A 15,943-nucleotide genomic window follows, 5' to 3' on the forward strand; every position below is an offset into this window, starting at 1 on the left:
TCCGGCGGTGGTTCCGGCGGTGGTTCCGGCGGTGGTTCCGGCGGTGGTTCCGGCGGTGGTTCCGGCGGTGGTTCCGGCGGTGGTTCCGGCGGTGGTTCCGGCGGTGGTTCCGGCGGTGGTTCCGGCGGTGGTTCCGGCGGCGGCTCTGGCGGTGGTTCCGGCGGTGGTTCCGGCGGACACGGAGGTGGCGGCTCCGGCGGCGGCTCCGGCGGGCACGGAGGTGGCGGTTGCGGCTGCGGTGGTGGCTCCGGTGGTGGAAACGGCAACGGCTCGGGCGGCGGTCACGGCTCCGGCAGTGGAAACAGCAACGGCTCGGGCGGCGGTCACGGCTCCGGCAGTGGAAACAGCAACGGCTCGGGCGGCGGTCACGGCTCCGGCGGTGGAAACGGCAACGGCTCGGGCGGCGGCCACGGCTCCGGCGGTGGAAACGGCAACGGCTCCGGCGGCGGTCACGGCTCCGGTGGCGGAAACGGCAACGGCTCCGGCGGTGGAAGCGGCAACGGCTCGGGCGGCGGTCACGGCTCCGGCGGTGGAAACGGCAACGGCTCCGGTGGCGGCCGCGGCTCCGGCGGCGGTCACTGACACCATGTATCGAACGGCGGTTCTCGCGTTGCGGCCACCGCTGTTCGATCGCTCGCCATACCGAAACGCCTGTCTCAATCTTGCGTCATCATCGGCGCCCCGCCCGCTCGGGGCGGTCTCCCTGACGGTGCGCGAACGTACCGACTGGCATCGCACTTCGTGCGATGCATGCCACCCGTCACGGAACGTCCACAGCTACAACATTTCGAGGGGCGTCTTTCTGCGCGGCGGCTTGAACGCGGCATCGATCGCCGCGAGTTCCTGCTCGCTCAACGCCACCTCGAGCGCCTGCCTATTGGCGCGTACGTGCTCGACGCTACCCGCTTTGGGAATCGCGCATACGCCCGGACGCCCGAGCACCCAAGCCAGCGCGATCTGAACCACCGACAGTTGGCGAGCGCGCGCGATCTCATCGAGCGCCGACCGCTTGGGCAAGCGCATATGGTCGATTGGGCTGTACGCCATCGCCGGCATGTTGTGCGCGCTCATCCAAGGCAGGAGGTCGAACTCGGATCCGCGCCGAGCGACGTTATAGAGAATCTGATTCGTTGCGCACGCGAGGCCTCCGGCAGCCCTGAGCGCCTCCATGTCGTCCACGTCGAAGTTGCTGACGCCCCAATGCCGGATCTTGCCGTGGCGACGCAACGTCTCGAAGCCTTCCACCGTCTCCTCCAGCGGAACCTCGCCGCGCCAATGCAATAGATAAAGGTCGATCCGATCGGTCTTCAAGCGGTTCAAGCTCGCATCACACGAAGCGACAACTCCACGGCGGCTCGCGTTGTGCGGGTAGACCTTGCTCACGAGGAAGACCTGCTCGCGCAGCCCTGCGAGGGCATCGCCGAGCAATGTTTCCGTTGCCGCTTCGCCATACATTTCCGCCGTATCGATCACCGTCATCCCGAGATCGACGCCTGCGCGCAGCGCCTCGATCTCGGCGGCGCGCCGCTCGGGGCGCTCACCCATCTCCCATGTGCCCTGCCCCAGCCGGGCGATGCGTTCTCCATCCGGCAGTGTGACGAATGCGTCGGCGCGAGTCATGCCAGCCTCCTTTCAACGATCGACGACCCGTGAAGTGTAGTCGTCCGATCGCTGGTCCGCGCCCGCATCTCCAAACCACCGCAATCGCCCGCGCTCACGCCGCTTGCTGCCGCCGCGCCGCACTTCGCGCGCAGCAAGATCGATCGTTGGACAAATCGCTCACGCGGCACACCTGGACCGCGATGCCTTAGAATTGCCGCTTGCCCCTCGCCGCGCGAACTCCATGACAACCGCTTCCTCGGAAGACCGCTGGCGCGATCTTCGCCCAGATCCCGACAACGACACGCCGCTCTATTTGCAGTTGGCACGAAAGCTCGGCCAAGCGATCCACGAGAATCGCTGGAACGCGGGCGAAGCGCTGCCTTCCGAACGCGTGCTGTCGGACGCGCTAGGCGTATCGCGCATCACCGCGCGCAAAGCGATCGCGCTGCTCGTCGAACAAGGGCTGATCCGCCGCACCCAAGGCGCGGGCAGCTTCATCACGCCGCGCTACGACGATCCGCTCTCGCGTCTTTCCAGTTTCAGCGAGATGCTGCGTCGTCGCGGCTTCAAGCCGAGCTCCAAATGGATCTCGCGCGAGATCCAGCCCGCGAGCCGCGACGAAGTGATCCAACTCGGCTTGTCGCCCGCGGCCGCGGTGACGCGGCTAAAGCGGCTGCGCCTCGCCAACGGCATCGTCATGGCCGTCGAAAATTCCACCCTGCCCGCCTCCGTCATACCCGATCCGAATGCGATCGGCGATTCGCTCTACAGCTACCTCGAACAACGCGGCCTTGGCATCGTGCGCGCGCTGCAACACTTTCGCGCCGTCAACGCGAACGATGAAATCGCGCAGCAGATGGGCATCGCGCCGCACGACGCCTTGCTGCTCATCACGCGTATCGGCTACTGCGCCGATCAGCGCGCGATCGAATTGACCGATACCTACTGCCGCAACGACTACTACGACTTCGTCGCGGAACTGCGCAAGTGAAGGCGCACGCGCCGCGCACCGTTCATACGATCGAATCGCTAAACGGCCCAGGACGGCGCATCCGTACCCAGCGGCACACTCGGGCGCTCAAAGCGCGGCGGGGTGGCCGATAGGGTCTCCGCCGGCGCCACCGCCAGCACTTTGCCGAACGGGGTGTCCATCGTTTGCATCAGATCGCGTACGTCGTCCAGAGATACGTCGGGCGCACGCCATCCATCGGCAATCGTCCCCAGCGATTGCAGCCACTGCCCCGTCTGGGCGAGCGACACCTTGACATGCCAGCTACCGCCTTCGGTTGCCCGCCGCATCAGCGCGACCATCGCGCCGAACGCAGCGAGATATCCCGTGGCATGGTCGAGCGCCTGACACGGCAGGGGCTTCGGTGCCGGGGTGCGGGCCGCCTGCGCTTCCGTCCAGGCGATACCGCTCGCCGACTGCACGAGAGAATCGAACCCGCGCCGCTGAGCCCAAGGGCCCGTCGGCCCGTACGCGCTGATCGAAACATAGACGATGCCCGGCTTCGCACGCGCCAGCGCTTCGGGCGAAAAACCGTGCCCCGCCAACGCCCCGGGACGGTAAGCCTGCAGAAAAATATCGGCCTCTTGCACCAAGGCATGCAACATCGCTCGCTCGGCTTCGCGCCGCAAGTCGAGGAACACGGATCGTTTGCCCCGTCCGTTGTCGATCACGAGCGGTGCGATGTTCGGTAGATGGGGGCCATTCACCAGCATGACGTCGGCGCCATGCTGAGCTAGCGTCCGCCCGGCGACGGGACCCGCAATGATTCGGGTCAAGTCGAGCACACGCACGCCGTCCAGCGGCCGTGCACTCGACCCACCGGACAAACGTTGCGTGGCAGCGAGAGCCGATGCGTCCCGGCCGCGAGGTGCCCGCTCCGGATCGTAGCTGCCCGCCGCGTCGATTCGCTCGATTTCGAACAGCGGCAACGACGCGAGCGCCGAGGCTTGCGCAAGCGCCGCCCATTCATTTGGACTCCTTATCAATGCGGCGCAAAGACCCGCGTCGGCGAGAGCCTGATCGAGCGAGGCGCCGTCGCGCTCGCGGATCGCCGCGCTCACCGACGCGTGATCCTCCTTGCACCCCAGCAGCGCGACGACGCCTGCTCGATGATGCGCAAAGTTCGTATGCAACTGAATCCAACGGCCGTCGCGAGTCTCGTAAAAGCCCATCAACGGATCGCGCAACTGCGGCGGGGGACCGTCGTCGATGCGCAGATAGCGCTCGCTGCGAAACACCGCGAGCGCACGCCGCTGCTCGACTTCGACCCGTTGCCGACAGCCGGTGCGCAACCGATGGTATTCGGCCGCGGCCAGCCCAGCCGCGCCGATGGTCGCGTTGGCAAGCGCCCCGACGCGATAGACGGACGGCAGTCCGGGGTCTTCGCCCAGGAGGCGGATGTCGTCAAGCGCTGTGGCCTCGCAGCCGGCCAGCGACCAAATGTGCTCGAGCGCATTGAAGGCAGTCATGATCGAAAACCAATCGCAATGAAGATGTCGGCGAGTCTAGAATCGGGTTCGCTGCCGATCAATCTTGATTCGAATAATCAACATATATCGATTAGTTTGGTTTCTTCTCGACGACGTGCGCGACCATGCCCCTCTACCTGACCGCTGCCGAAGCCGCCGCGACCCTTGGCGTCAGCGTGCCCACGCTTTACTCCTATGTCAGCCGCGGCATGCTGAGTTCGGCCCCGCATACGGCGAGCAAGCGCCGACTGTATGCGGCCGACGAAGTGCGACGTCTCGCGCGTCGCAAAGCCGACGGCAAGCGAGCGGGGAAAGTGGCGCAGAAGGTGCTCGATTGGGGCGTGCCGGTGCTCGAATCGAGGATCACGCTCATCGCGGACGGGCGGCTCATCTATCGCGGCCGGGACGCCATCGAGTTGGCGCGCAAGGCCACGCTCGAAGAGGCTGCCGCACTGCTTTGGGATAGCGATCGCGCCTGCTTCGACGAAACACCCGAGGTGCCCCTCACGCGGGCGGCGTGGCGTGCGTGGCTGCGGCAGGCTGGCGCCGGTTCGCCCCACGAGCGCGCGCTGGCGATGCTGCCGATGGCCGCCGCGCATTTGCCGCAGTTGTTCGCAGGGGGCGACCAAGCGCAATTGCTCCAAACCGCCGCCACGTTGCTGCGCGTGCTCGCCGCCGCCCTAATCGCACGCGAACCGGCGCGCGAGCCGCTGCATCGGCAGCTTGCCGCCGCATGGGGAGTACGCGATCGCCGCCATGTCGAATTGCTGCGCGCCGCGCTCGTCGTGTGCGCCGATCACGAATTGAACGCGTCGACCTTCACGGTGCGCTGCATCGCCTCGACGGGCATGCATTTGTTCGGCGCCGTCACAGGCGGCCTTGCAGCCTTGGCAGGGCCGCGCCATTGCGGCGAAACGATGCTCGTCACCGCGTTGTTTCGAGAGGCGAGCGCAGCGGGCGAGCTCGATCGGTATGTGGCGGCGCGGCTCGCGCACTGCGACGCGCAGCAGCGCACCGTCTTGCCCGGCTTCGGCCACATGCTGTACCCGAAAGGCGATCCGCGCGGCGCATTGTTGCGGGAACTGCTGACACAAAGCGCGGCCGCAGGTGCACAGCGCCACATGCTCGCCGAGATCGATGCGCTCGTACGTGCGGCGCACGCTGCAACAGGACTCGCGCCCACCGTCGATTTCGCGCTCTCCGCGATCGAGCGCGTGCTCGCCTTGCCGCGAGGCGCGGCCTTCTCGATGTTCGCGTTGGGCCGGGCGGCGGGCTGGATTGCGCACGCCATGGAGCAATACGACGACGGCCGCTTGATCCGCCCGCGCGCGCGTTACGTCGGCCCCGACGAACGCGCGGCTTGACGTGCGCCGCGCCGCTCGCTAGCCGGCGACAGCCGTGTCAAGCCGCTGCCGTGTCAAGCCGCGGCCTGACGCCAACGTGGCGTCGACATGCGCGCGGACCGGCCGTGACTCGGCTCGATGCTCGGACGCAAGAGCGCTGCGCTCTCGTAAGCCGGGTTCCTCGCGCCGGCGCCCCTTACCGTCAAGCGCACGTCGCCCCGGCCGGAGCCGATCCACGCCTTCGCGCCGACGGGCAACAGAAACGACTGCCCGGGATCGAGCAAGTAATCTTCGGCGTCGCCCTCTAGCGTCAACCAGAGCGTGCCGTGCGCCACTTCGACGATCAGCGGTTGCTCCACCCGCCACACCGCGGCAGGTTCGTCGTATCCCATCTCGAACGTCCGGATTTCGCGCATCGCCCTACTCCTTCAAAAACATTTCGTCTACGCATTATTGCGATTGGGCGGCTACAATCACATGCACAGTAACGAACAGTTTTATCGAAACTGTTCAGCCAAAAAACCGAACAGTTGGGAGCGGCGATGAAGATTGCGATCGACCGGGAGAGCGGCGTGCCGATGACCGAGCAAATCGTCTCGTCCATGGAGCAATGGATTCGCTCGCGCGAAGCGCATGCGGGAGCGAAGCTCCCGTCGATCCGGCAGCTCGCGCTGGACTGCGGGATCAGCCGGTTTCCGGTGATCGAGGCATACGATCGGCTGGTCTCGCTCGGTTACATCGAATCGCGCCATGGGTCGGGCTTTTACGTGAGCGCACGCGCGCACGCGGCGCTCGATCGCTGCGGCGCGTCCGACCCGCGACGCGCCGAGGACGAGTCGAACTACATCCTGCAGCAGTTCAATCACCCTGGCGACACGCTCAAACTGGGCAGCGGCTTCATCCCCGAAGCGTGGCGCGATATGGACGGAATCGCGCAGGCGGTACGTCATGTCGCGCGCGCCGATCAAAGCGCGTTGACCGACTATGCGACGCCGCTCGGCAGTGGCGCATTGCGCGAGCATTTGCAGGCGCGCGTCGCACCGCTCGGGATTCACGCCGACGCCTCGCAGATTCTCATCACCTTCGGCGCGAGCCAAGCGGTGGATCTCATCGTGCGTTACCTGCTGCGCGCCGGCGACACCATGTTCGTCGAAGATCCCGGCTACTACAATCTGTTCGGCCTTCTGAAGTTACACGGCATCAACGTGGTCGGAATTCCGCGCACGGCGTCCGGGCCCGATATCGAGGTGCTGCAAGCCGAACTGAAACGCCATCGGCCGCGCGCCATGTTCGTCAATTCGGTTTTTCACAATCCGACGGGTACCGTGCTCGCGCCGTCCGTTGCGTTCCGCCTGCTGCAGCTCGCGCACGAGTACGACTTCACACTCGTCGAAGACGACATCTACGCCGATTTTCAAGGCGAAGCGACGGACCGGCTGGCCGCGCTCGATCAACTCGAACGTGTCGTCTATATCGGCGGCTTGTCGAAAACCTTGTCCTCGTCGCTGCGAATCGGCTTCGTCGCCGCGAGCCGCCGCATCGTCAAAGACCTAGGCGACATCAAGATGCTCACGAGCATCAGCGGATCGCCTTTCGCAGAGGCGGTCGCGCTGACCATGCTCGAGCGGGGCGCTTATCGCAAGTTCTTGGAGCGGCTGCGCCGGCGCATGAGCGATGCGCTCGGCACGACCACGCGTTCGCTCGAAGCCTGCGGCTGGCAGCTGTTTGCGTCGCCCCTCGGCGGCAAGTTCGTGTGGGCTCGCGTGCCGCGCATCGAGGATCAGCAGCAACTGATCGACTGCGCCACCGCCTGCGGTGTGACGATTGCGCCGGGAAGCTACTTCCGCCCGCACGGGGAACCGAGCCCGTGGATCCGCATCAACGCGGCCTACGCGCAAGATCCGCGCGCGCTACGTTTTTTTGAGCGCGCAGCAGCGCTCGAACCGAACAGCGACACATCCGCCAGTGCACGCGAGGGCGCGATGACGTTGATCGATTGAGTTCGACTCACGCGTGCTCCCCTGGGGCAAGCGGGCGCTGCGCTCGAGCGCCGAGACCGGCGAGAGCACCATTCGTGTGCGTGATTGCGGCGCTTTTGTGCGAGCGGCCCATGCGGCAGAGCGGTCACGCGACGCTTTGACATCTCGCATAAATCTTGCTGTCGTATGCTGTACAGTTTGCAATAAGTACCGATTGGCGCGACGGCAAGTACGCGCTCCGGCGCCGTTTTCATTCCTCCGAATTCTATGAGCATGGTCGATCTCGATCCTCCCGGCTTTCAGCCGCCGCGTCCCGTCGCGGACGACGCGGGTAGCCGCCGCACCGTTGTCTATGGCGGCTACACCGTGTTCAGCGTCTTCCAGCCGGTGTTCTCGGTCTCGCACCGTCGCGCGATCGGTTATCACGCCTCCTTGCGCGCCAACGACGAACACGGCCTGCAGGCACCCTCGCGCGACGTGTTCGCGCAGGCGGCCCGGCGCGGCGATCTGCTCGAGCTTGGCCGCTTGGCCGAGTCGCTGCATCTCGGCAACTTCAGCGCGATCGACGGCCACGACGAATGGCTGTTTCTGAGCTTGCATCCGGCCGCGCTCATGGATACGAGCTACGGCGATGCACTGCTCGCCAATCTGAAATCGCTAGGCTTGCCGCCCCAGCGCGTCGTGCTGGAAGTGCCCGAGCAAGCCGGCGGGGAGACTAGCCGCTTCGCGGAGATCGTCGACAGCTTGCGCAAATCCGGGTTCCTGATTGCGCTCGGCGGCTTCGGCGCGAAGCACTCGAACATCGACCGTGTGTGGCATCTGCATCCGGACATCGTCTCGCTGGATCGCGGCATTCTCGCGCAAGCGAGCGAGCATTCGCATTTCGAGCGCGTGCTGCCGCAGCTCGTGTCGCTGCTGCACGAATCGGGACAACTGGTGCTGATGGGGGGGCTCACGACCGAACGCGATGCGCTGATCGCGCTCGAATGCAACGTCGATTTCGTGCAAGGCAGTTACTTCGCCGAGCCGAGTGTCGATCCCGTGCAACCTCAGGCCGCAGCCGGCCTCATCGACGCCCTTTCGGCAGCGCTGCGAGAACGGGTGGCCCGCAGGGAGCGCAAGCAAGCCCAGCGTCTCGCGCCGTACATCGAATCGCTCGCACGAGCCTGTGCGAGTTTCGTGGATGGGACGCCGGTGGCGACGGCCTGCGAGGCGTTGCTCGAGCTTCCCGACACGGCGCGCTGTTTCGTGCTCGACGCGCATGGCCGGCAGATCGGCGACAACGTCATACCGAGCGGGCGCGTCGTCTCGCGGCGCGCGAAGCGTTTCAGCCCGCTGCTGCACTCGGAAGGCGCGAGTTGGGCGCACCGGCCGTATTTCACCGAGGCCGTTCGCGCGCCGGGGCCGGTCCATGTGACAGCGCCTTATCTTTCGTTGAACGAAGCGCATCTGTGCGTGACGGCGTCGGTCGCGGCCGAAACGGCGCATGGGCTGCAAGTGCTTTGCGTCGATATCGATTGGGAAGGGGCTTCGCGCGCGCGGTGAGTCAGCGTGTGGGGGAATCGTCGCGCAACGCTGTCAAATGGCGCAGCCTGCCGCGGCCTCAGCGCCCGCGATGCGTGCCAATAGATGCTTGATCGCGCGCAAACCGAAGCGTGCATCGAGCGCTTGCACTAGGGCGCCATCGGTCACGATTGCAATCGCGCACGCCTTGCCCGTGGAACTCGACGCAAGCGACGTCACGCGCACGATCGCAACGACCTCGCATGCGAGCACGAGCGCAATGCCTGAGCCAAAACTGGACGGCAGTGGGTGCGCTTCGACCTCGGCATAGGCTGCGAGCGCCGCAGCATCCTGCGCGCGCAGCAGCGTATGCGCACCGGCCGACCGAGCCGCATCGCACGTCTGCGCCGCCGCGACCACCGGCTCATGTGTCGCCAACAGTTGCATCGCGGCCACCGCGTCGGCGCGAACGATCGCCTCGCGCAAACCCTCGGGGTTCGCCATGCGAGCTTCGCCGGCCGGCCTGCTTGCCTGCCCGTCCATGCGCCGTGTTTGTTCGCCCAGCAAGCGCTGGCGGGCCCGATGCGCAAGCTGCCGGCAATGCCCCGGAGTCTTGCCCACCACTTCGGCAATCTGCGCGTAGTCGCAATCGAACGCCTCGTGCAGCACGAATGCTGCGCGCTCGTCGGCGGACAGCCGCTCGAACAAGCGCGCCACGGCTTCCGAAACCGCCGACGCATGCAGCGCGGCATCCTCGGCCGAGGGCGCCCATTCGTCGAGCCACGGCTGCGTGGAGCACCCGCTTGTTCGCGCCGTCTGCTCCGATTGCAAGCGCCGGATGCGGTCGATGGCGAGCCGCGTCGTAACCGTCGTTAGCCATGCGAGCGGCGTACGCAGTTCGTCGCGCGCCGCCGCATGCCATTTCAGCCAGGCGTCTTGGACGACGTCCTCAGCTTCGGCCCGGCTGCCCAGCATGCGATAAGCGATCGATGTGAGCCGCGTGCGAGCAGCTTCGAAAGCCGATATTTTGTCTGCTTCTTCTTTCGTCATTGAGTGGCTCCAAAGGCGAGCGAGCGGCGCATGCCGCACCTCATTGCGTTGACGTTCGAGCACGTGCTGATGTTACGCGCTTCCCCGGTTTTTTTTGTTTTCGCGGCGGCGCTCGCGAATATCGCCGGCTTTTGTCACATCGGCGAGCAACCGGGCGTCATGACAAGGAAGGCCGCGGGCGAGTATCCTCGAACCGTGGCCACCATCGATCTCATGCGAGGAAGCGCCCCATGCATTCTTACCCTCAAAACCAGCTCGTGCCGACCGTCATCGAACAATCGGGCCGCGGCGAGCGCGCTTATGACATTTATTCGCGGCTCTTGCGCGAGCGCATCGTGTTTCTGGTCGGCCCCGTCACCGATCAGACAGCCAGCCTCATCGTCGCGCAGATGCTCTTTCTCGAATCGGAGAACCCCGACAAGGACATCTTTTTCTATATCAATTCGCCGGGCGGGTCGGTCTACGACGGACTAGCGATCTACGACACCATGCAGTTCATCAAGCCGCAAGTGTCGACGCTTTGCACGGGATTCGCCGCGAGCATGGGGACATTCTTGCTGGCCGCGGGAGCAAAAGACAAACGCTTCGCGCTGCCCAACGCCCGCATCATGATTCACCAACCGTCCGGCGGCAGCCAAGGCACGGCGGCGGATATCGAAATTCAGGCGAAGGAAGTCCTCTTTTTGCGCGAGCGGCTCAATCAGGTGCTGGCCGAGCGCACGGGACAGTCGGTCGAGCAGATCGCCAAGGATACGGATCGCGACAACTTCATGTCGGCAGCCGCAGCGAAGGAGTATGGGCTGATCGACGACGTGCTCAACGATCGCAATTCGTTAGCCGACATCGCACGCCATACGATGCTGTAATCGGGCTAGCCGGCGCATGCAACCGGCCCATGAAAAAAGGCTCCACACTTGCAGAGCCCTTTGTCGTTTCGTCATAGCGGGCGCCATGCGCGCCCGCCTATCGGCATATTGCGCCGATTTACGCGAAGTTCTTCGTCGCGAATTCCCAATTCACCAGGTTCCAGTACGCTTCGACGAACTTCGGCCGCGCATTGCGGTAGTCGATGTAGTACGCGTGTTCCCAGACGTCGATCGTCAGCAGCGGCTTGGCATCGGTCGTCAGCGGCGTGGCGGCGTTGCTCGTCGACACGATGTCGAGCGCGCCGTCCGCCTTCTTCACGAGCCACGTCCAGCCGGAACCGAAGTTGCCGACGGCAGCCTTCGAGAACGCTTCCTTGAACGCGTCGAAGGAACCCCACTTGGCGTTGATCGCGTCGCCCAGCGCGCCGCTCGGCGCACCGCCGCCTTGCGGCTTCAGGCAGTTCCAGAAAAAGGTGTGATTCCAGACTTGCGCGGCATTGTTGAAGACGCCGCCCGACGCTTTCTTGACGATCGCTTCAAGCTGCAAATTCTCGAACTCGGTGCCCTTGATGAGGTTGTTCAAGTTCGTGACGTAGGCTTGGTGATGCTTGCCATAGTGGTATTCGAGCGTTTCTTCCGACATATGCGGAGCGAGCGCGTTCTTCGCGTACGGCAGCGGCGGGAGCGTATGTTCCATGGTGCTGATCCTTGTGTGTTATGGGGATGTAGGCGGCTAACGCTGTAGAGCACTGGATTGTAGGCGACTTGGAATAACCCCGCAAACCAGCGGCCTTTATGCGCAGCATTGACCGTCATGTTCCGCAATTAGCGTAAAAAATGCTTCGGCAAGGTGCATTTCGTCGCAGCGGATGGGTGAAGATGACCGATGATCGGAGCACGGTCGCGCTCCGATCGACGCACTCGGCGGCTTGCAGTGCGTTTCAGCGGTGAGCAGGCGCCCCGAATTCGGCGCATCCCCTCTCAGAACACTCGCCCGGCCCCCGATCAGAAACCGTCGGTCAATCTCGGTTGCACGTCTTTGAGCGTGACGTCGGCCGAGCCCTCGGCGACATGAACCGTGAAGGGCCGCTCGCGCTTGAGCGCTGTAGGCGAACGCACCGCGCGCCCCGTCTGCGCGTCGATGAGCGCGGCGTAACCACGCTCGAGCGTGCGCTGCGGGCTCAGCACCTCGAGCCGAGCCGAGAGCGCCGCGACCTTCGCGCCCCGACGCTCGCAGTTGCGCTCGAAAGCGGAATCGAGGCGCCGGCGGAATCCAAGCACGAGCGCACGCGGCGCCGACAGATCCGGCCGCCAGCGCTGCCAGCGCAACCTGACGAGTGCGAAGCGCCCCTGCGCATCGCGCAACGGACGCGCCCCCGCCGAGGCGAGGCGAACCTGCAACTGCTGTAGATGCGTGCGCTGCCGGCGCAAGCGCTCGGCTGGACTGACGAGCCGGCGCGCCAGCCAATCGAGCTGCTGGGCGCGCCGCTCCATCAGCCGGCCGAACCCGCGTGCCAGCGCCGCCGTACGGTGATCCAGCTCGCGCAGCAGCATGGTGCGCTGCGGGCTCACGAGCTCGGCGGCGCCCGTGGGCGTCGGCGCGCGCACGTCGGCCGCGAAGTCGGCGATGGTGAAATCGGTCTCGTGGCCGACGCCGCTGACGATCGGCAACGCGCTGGCGGCAATCGCTCGTGCCAGCGCCTCCTCGTTGAACGCCCACAGATCTTCGATCGAGCCGCCGCCTCGGCAGACGATGAGCACATCCACTTCGCGGCGCGCGTTCGCTACCTCGATCATCGCGGTGAGTTTTTCGCCTGCGCCGGCGCCCTGCACGGGGGCGGGATAGACGATGACGGGCACATGCGGCGCGCGGCGCGCGAGCGTCGTCAGCACATCGCGTAGCGCCGCGGCTTGCAGGGAAGTCACGATGCCGATCGCACGAGGATGCGACGGCAACGGCCGTTTGCGCTCGGGCGCGAACAGCCCCTCGGCCTCGAGTTGCGCCTTGAGCCGCAAGAACGTCTCGTAGAGACGACCCATGCCGGTCCGTCGCACGGCTTCGACGTTCAACTGAAGCTCGCCGCGCGGCTCGTACATCGTCACGAGCGCGCGTACTTCGATCTTGTCGCCTTCACGCGGAATGAACTCGGCGTACTGGGCTCGCCCGCGGAACATCACGCAGCGCATCTGCGCTTGCGCGTCCTTGATCGAAAAGTACCAATGCCCGCTGGCGGCGCGCGTGAAGTTCGAAACTTCGCCCGCCACCCAGACGAGTGGGAAGGAGCGTTCGAGCATCGTGCCGATCGCGCGGTTGAGCACGGACACGGGAACGGCGACATCGGCCTCGAACGACCCCGGGCCAAGCGGCGCGGCGCCGGCCGCGGGCGGAAATGAAGAACGGGATGGCATGCGGAACCTTGTTTTTCGGCCGGTCAGACGATAGACCGTCGGACGGCCGCCGTCCAGTGCGCACGCAAATTCGTGCAAGGTTTCCCACATAGCGGAGCGCCGCGCAGATCCGCATCGAAGGCCCGCCGGAACCGCTAAAAACCGTGCTTTTCCATCGTAATGTGATGATTTATAAAGAAAATTTTTTAGTAGGACTTTAGTCGCGCCCGATAAGAAGCTTGATTTATCGGCCTTCCCGCGCGCGACGGGCGAAGTTCTTCACAGAGTTATCCACAGGCTGTCCGGATCTGATATGTCGCCGGCAGATTGGCCCGATGGCCTAGCTGCCGCCAAAGCGGCTTGCGGGCTGCGCAGGGGCCGGGCTACAGTGCCGGCTCCGCGCCATGACCTTTGGACGCCCTCACGACCGCAACCACCATGGACCGTTTCGCCGATCGACTCAAAGCCCGCGTGCAAGCGTACGTGACGCGCGAATGGCAGCGCCGCGGCGCATTCGCTTGGGCCATGACGCCTGCCGCTTGCGTATTCGGCGCCATCGCCGCCGTCCGGCGGGGCGCCTTCGCACTCGGCTGGCGCGAGCGTGTCGACGTGGGCGTGCCGGTCATCGTGGTTGGCAATGTCACGGTAGGCGGCACGGGCAAGACGCCCACGGTGATCGCGCTCGTTCAAGCGCTGCGCGCGGCCGGGTTCACGCCCGGTGTGGTGTCGCGAGGCTACGGCGCGAAGGGCCGCGAGCCGCGCCCCGTGACTTCGGCCTCGGCGCCCGAGCAGGTGGGCGACGAACCGGTTTTGATCGCTCGCCGCACGAGCGCGCCCGTGTGGGTGTCGCCCGATCGCGTCGCTTGTGCGCAGGCGCTGCGCGCCGCGCACATCGACGTCGACGTGATCGTCAGCGACGATGGCCTGCAGCATTACCCGCTGGCCCGCGACGTCGAGATCGTCGTGTTCGATCATCGTCTGGGCGGCAACGGCTTTCTGTTGCCCGCCGGGCCTTTGCGCGAGCCGCTGTCGCGCCGCCGCGACGCGACGCTCGTCAACAACCCGTTCGAGCGCGCGCTGCCGCCGTGGCCCGATACCTTCGCGCTGACGCTGGCGCCGGGCGACGCCTGGCATTTGAGCGAACCGAGCCTGCGCCGCCCGCTCGCTCAGTTCTCCGGCGCGCGCGTGCTGGCGGCGGCCGGCATCGGTTCGCCCGAGCGTTTTTTTGCGACCCTGCGCGCCGCCGGTATCGCTCCGGACACGCGGCCGCTACCCGATCACTACGCGTTTCGCGACAACCCGTTCGTCAACGAGCCGGTCGACGCAATCCTGGTGACCGAGAAGGATGCAGTAAAATTGAGCGCTTGGCGTGACGCTCGGATCTGGGTCGTACCGGTCGAAGCCACGCTCCCTGCTCGCCTCATCGCTTTGGTTGTGGAGAAACTCCGTGGACGCTCGCTTGCTTGAAATCCTCGTTTGCCCGATCTGCAAGGGTCCGCTCACCTATGACCGGGCGCAGCAAGAGCTCGTCTGCCACGCCGATAAGCTCGCCTATCCGATTCGCGACGGCATCCCGGTCATGCTCGTGGACGAAGCGCGCCAGACGGTCGAAGGCACGCCGGTCGAGCCGCTCGACCCGGCGTCGAGCGGCGCCTGACGCGCCGCGGCCCGACGCGAATTGCCTCTGCTCGCCCGTATCCGATGACCGCCTCCACGCTTCCGGACGCGCCGCCTTTCGTCGCCGTCGTCCCTGCTCGCCTCGCCTCCACGCGCTTGCCGGAAAAACCGCTCGCGGACATCGCCGGCAAACCGATGGTCGTGCGCGTTGCCGAACGTGCGCGCGAAGCGGGCGCCGAGCGCGTGCTGATCGCCACCGACGATCCGCGCGTGCTTCGAGCCGCGCAAACTCACGGCTTCGAAGCCTTGCTCACGCGCGCCGATCATCCGTCCGGCACCGATCGCCTTGCCGAAGTCGCGGTGCGGCTCGACTTGGCCGACGACACGATCGTCGTGAACGTGCAAGGCGACGAGCCGCTGATCGACCCGGCGCTCGTGCGCGACGTTGCGTCGCACCTAGCGTCGCACCCCGACTGCGCGATCGCCACGGCCGCTCACCCCATCTCCGATCCGGCCGAAGTCTTCAACCCGAACGTCGTGAAGGTCGTGCTCGACGCGCGCGCCGTCGCGCTGTACTTCTCGCGCGCGCCCATCCCTTGGCTGCGCGACGCCTATCAAGGCCAAGCGAGCGAGCGCGCGATCGACGTCCGCGCGATGCCCGCCCCACCCGCCGACACCGTCTTCCGGCACATCGGCCTTTACGCATACCGTGCGCGCTTTCTGCGCACCTATCCCACCCTCGCGCAGGCGCCGATCGAGCAAGCAGAAATGCTCGAACAGTTGCGGGCGATGTGGCATGGCGAGCGCATCGCGGTGCGCGTCACGCACGAAGCACCGGCGCCGGGTGTCGATACCCCCGCGGATTTGGAGCGCGTGCGCACACTTTTCCTGTCGAAACGCTGACGTTCTTTTTCCTGTCGAAGGCCTAACGCATGGCATAATCAGGGCCGATTGCGCGAGCATTCGCACTATTCGCTTCCGATTCCCGTTCGTCCGCCGTGTCGCCCGTGAGCGGCTTGCGCCTCGTTCCGAACGATGCGACGAGCCTCATGCGCGGCCGCCGCGCGTTTGCGCCGCCGACGGCCCGATTCGTGGAAGCGTATTGCGCTTGGCCATT

Annotated in this window: 15 protein-coding genes; 8 read left to right on the forward strand and 7 right to left on the reverse strand. The window is 65.8% G+C overall.

From position 1 onward, the window contains the following. Both QQS38_RS18550 and QQS38_RS18555 read right to left on the reverse strand, forming a co-directional pair. A partial coding sequence (locus QQS38_RS18550; RefSeq protein ID WP_479646810.1) for a hypothetical protein occupies positions 1–588 on the reverse strand: 588 nt, incomplete at its 3' end. Between the two features lie 189 nt (positions 589–777). Continuing rightward, a complete protein-coding gene (locus tag QQS38_RS18555) occupies positions 778–1,620 on the reverse strand; it encodes an aldo/keto reductase (protein ID WP_479646811.1) in 843 nt (280 codons plus the stop codon). A gap of 223 nt (positions 1,621–1,843) precedes the next feature. On the opposite strand from QQS38_RS18555, the gene QQS38_RS18560 reads away from it, so the two are divergent. Further along, positions 1,844–2,593, forward strand: coding sequence for a GntR family transcriptional regulator (locus QQS38_RS18560; RefSeq protein ID WP_479646812.1), 750 nt, complete (start codon positions 1,844–1,846; stop codon positions 2,591–2,593). 38 nt (positions 2,594–2,631) lie between these two features. Here the strand turns inward: QQS38_RS18560 and QQS38_RS18565 are convergent, their stop codons facing one another. Then, a complete protein-coding gene (locus QQS38_RS18565) occupies positions 2,632–4,080 on the reverse strand; it encodes a CoA transferase (protein WP_479646813.1) in 1,449 nt (482 codons plus the stop codon). 125 nt (positions 4,081–4,205) lie between these two features. Between QQS38_RS18565 and QQS38_RS18570 the strand changes: the two genes are divergently transcribed. Then, positions 4,206–5,444: a citrate synthase gene (locus QQS38_RS18570; RefSeq protein WP_479646814.1), complete on the forward strand. Its 1,239-nt coding sequence runs from the start codon at positions 4,206–4,208 to the stop codon at positions 5,442–5,444. Positions 5,445–5,497: 53 nt separating this feature from the next. Here the strand turns inward: QQS38_RS18570 and QQS38_RS18575 are convergent, their stop codons facing one another. Next, on the reverse strand, positions 5,498–5,839 hold the full coding sequence (locus tag QQS38_RS18575; protein ID WP_479646815.1) for a DUF2917 domain-containing protein: 342 nt from the start codon (positions 5,837–5,839) through the stop codon (positions 5,498–5,500). A gap of 126 nt (positions 5,840–5,965) precedes the next feature. On the opposite strand from QQS38_RS18575, the gene QQS38_RS18580 reads away from it, so the two are divergent. Together QQS38_RS18580 and QQS38_RS18585 are read left to right on the forward strand one after the other, a co-directional pair. Next, positions 5,966–7,423, forward strand: coding sequence for an aminotransferase-like domain-containing protein (locus QQS38_RS18580; protein ID WP_479646816.1), 1,458 nt, complete (start codon positions 5,966–5,968; stop codon positions 7,421–7,423). Positions 7,424–7,669: 246 nt separating this feature from the next. Continuing rightward, a complete protein-coding gene (locus QQS38_RS18585; RefSeq protein ID WP_479646817.1) occupies positions 7,670–8,947 on the forward strand; it encodes a sensor domain-containing phosphodiesterase in 1,278 nt (425 codons plus the stop codon). Positions 8,948–8,980: 33 nt separating this feature from the next. Here QQS38_RS18585 and QQS38_RS18590 read toward each other — a convergent pair whose 3' ends face one another. Then, complete coding sequence (locus tag QQS38_RS18590; RefSeq protein WP_479646818.1) at positions 8,981–9,955, reverse strand: sigma-70 family RNA polymerase sigma factor; 975 nt, start codon at positions 9,953–9,955, stop codon at positions 8,981–8,983. Between the two features lie 230 nt (positions 9,956–10,185). Here QQS38_RS18590 and clpP point away from each other — a divergent pair, with 230 nt between their 5' ends. Beyond that, positions 10,186–10,821, forward strand: coding sequence for an ATP-dependent Clp endopeptidase proteolytic subunit ClpP (clpP, locus tag QQS38_RS18595; protein WP_479646819.1), 636 nt, complete (start codon positions 10,186–10,188; stop codon positions 10,819–10,821). A 118-nt stretch (positions 10,822–10,939) separates the two neighbouring features. Here clpP and sodB read toward each other — a convergent pair whose 3' ends face one another. Both sodB and xseA read right to left on the reverse strand, forming a co-directional pair. Further along, entirely contained in the window at positions 10,940–11,518 is a 579-nt protein-coding gene (gene sodB, locus QQS38_RS18600) for a superoxide dismutase [Fe] (protein ID WP_479646820.1), read from the reverse strand. 308 nt (positions 11,519–11,826) lie between these two features. Then, a complete protein-coding gene (gene xseA, locus QQS38_RS18605) occupies positions 11,827–13,230 on the reverse strand; it encodes an exodeoxyribonuclease VII large subunit (RefSeq protein ID WP_479646821.1) in 1,404 nt (467 codons plus the stop codon). A gap of 417 nt (positions 13,231–13,647) precedes the next feature. Here xseA and lpxK point away from each other — a divergent pair, with 417 nt between their 5' ends. From lpxK to kdsB, 3 genes are read left to right on the forward strand one after another with little or no spacing between them, the layout of a single operon-like run. After that, positions 13,648–14,676: a tetraacyldisaccharide 4'-kinase gene (lpxK, locus tag QQS38_RS18610; RefSeq protein WP_479646822.1), complete on the forward strand. Its 1,029-nt coding sequence runs from the start codon at positions 13,648–13,650 to the stop codon at positions 14,674–14,676. Then, positions 14,657–14,866: a Trm112 family protein gene (locus QQS38_RS18615; RefSeq protein ID WP_479646823.1), complete on the forward strand. Its 210-nt coding sequence runs from the start codon at positions 14,657–14,659 to the stop codon at positions 14,864–14,866. The genes lpxK and QQS38_RS18615 overlap by 20 nt, the downstream gene beginning before the upstream one ends. A gap of 44 nt (positions 14,867–14,910) precedes the next feature. Next, positions 14,911–15,729, forward strand: a complete 819-nt coding sequence (gene kdsB, locus QQS38_RS18620; protein ID WP_479646824.1) for a 3-deoxy-manno-octulosonate cytidylyltransferase — start codon at positions 14,911–14,913, stop codon at positions 15,727–15,729. Positions 15,730–15,943: the final 214 nt, after the last annotated feature.

It is taken from the genome of Trinickia sp. Z7, assembly GCF_056498045.1.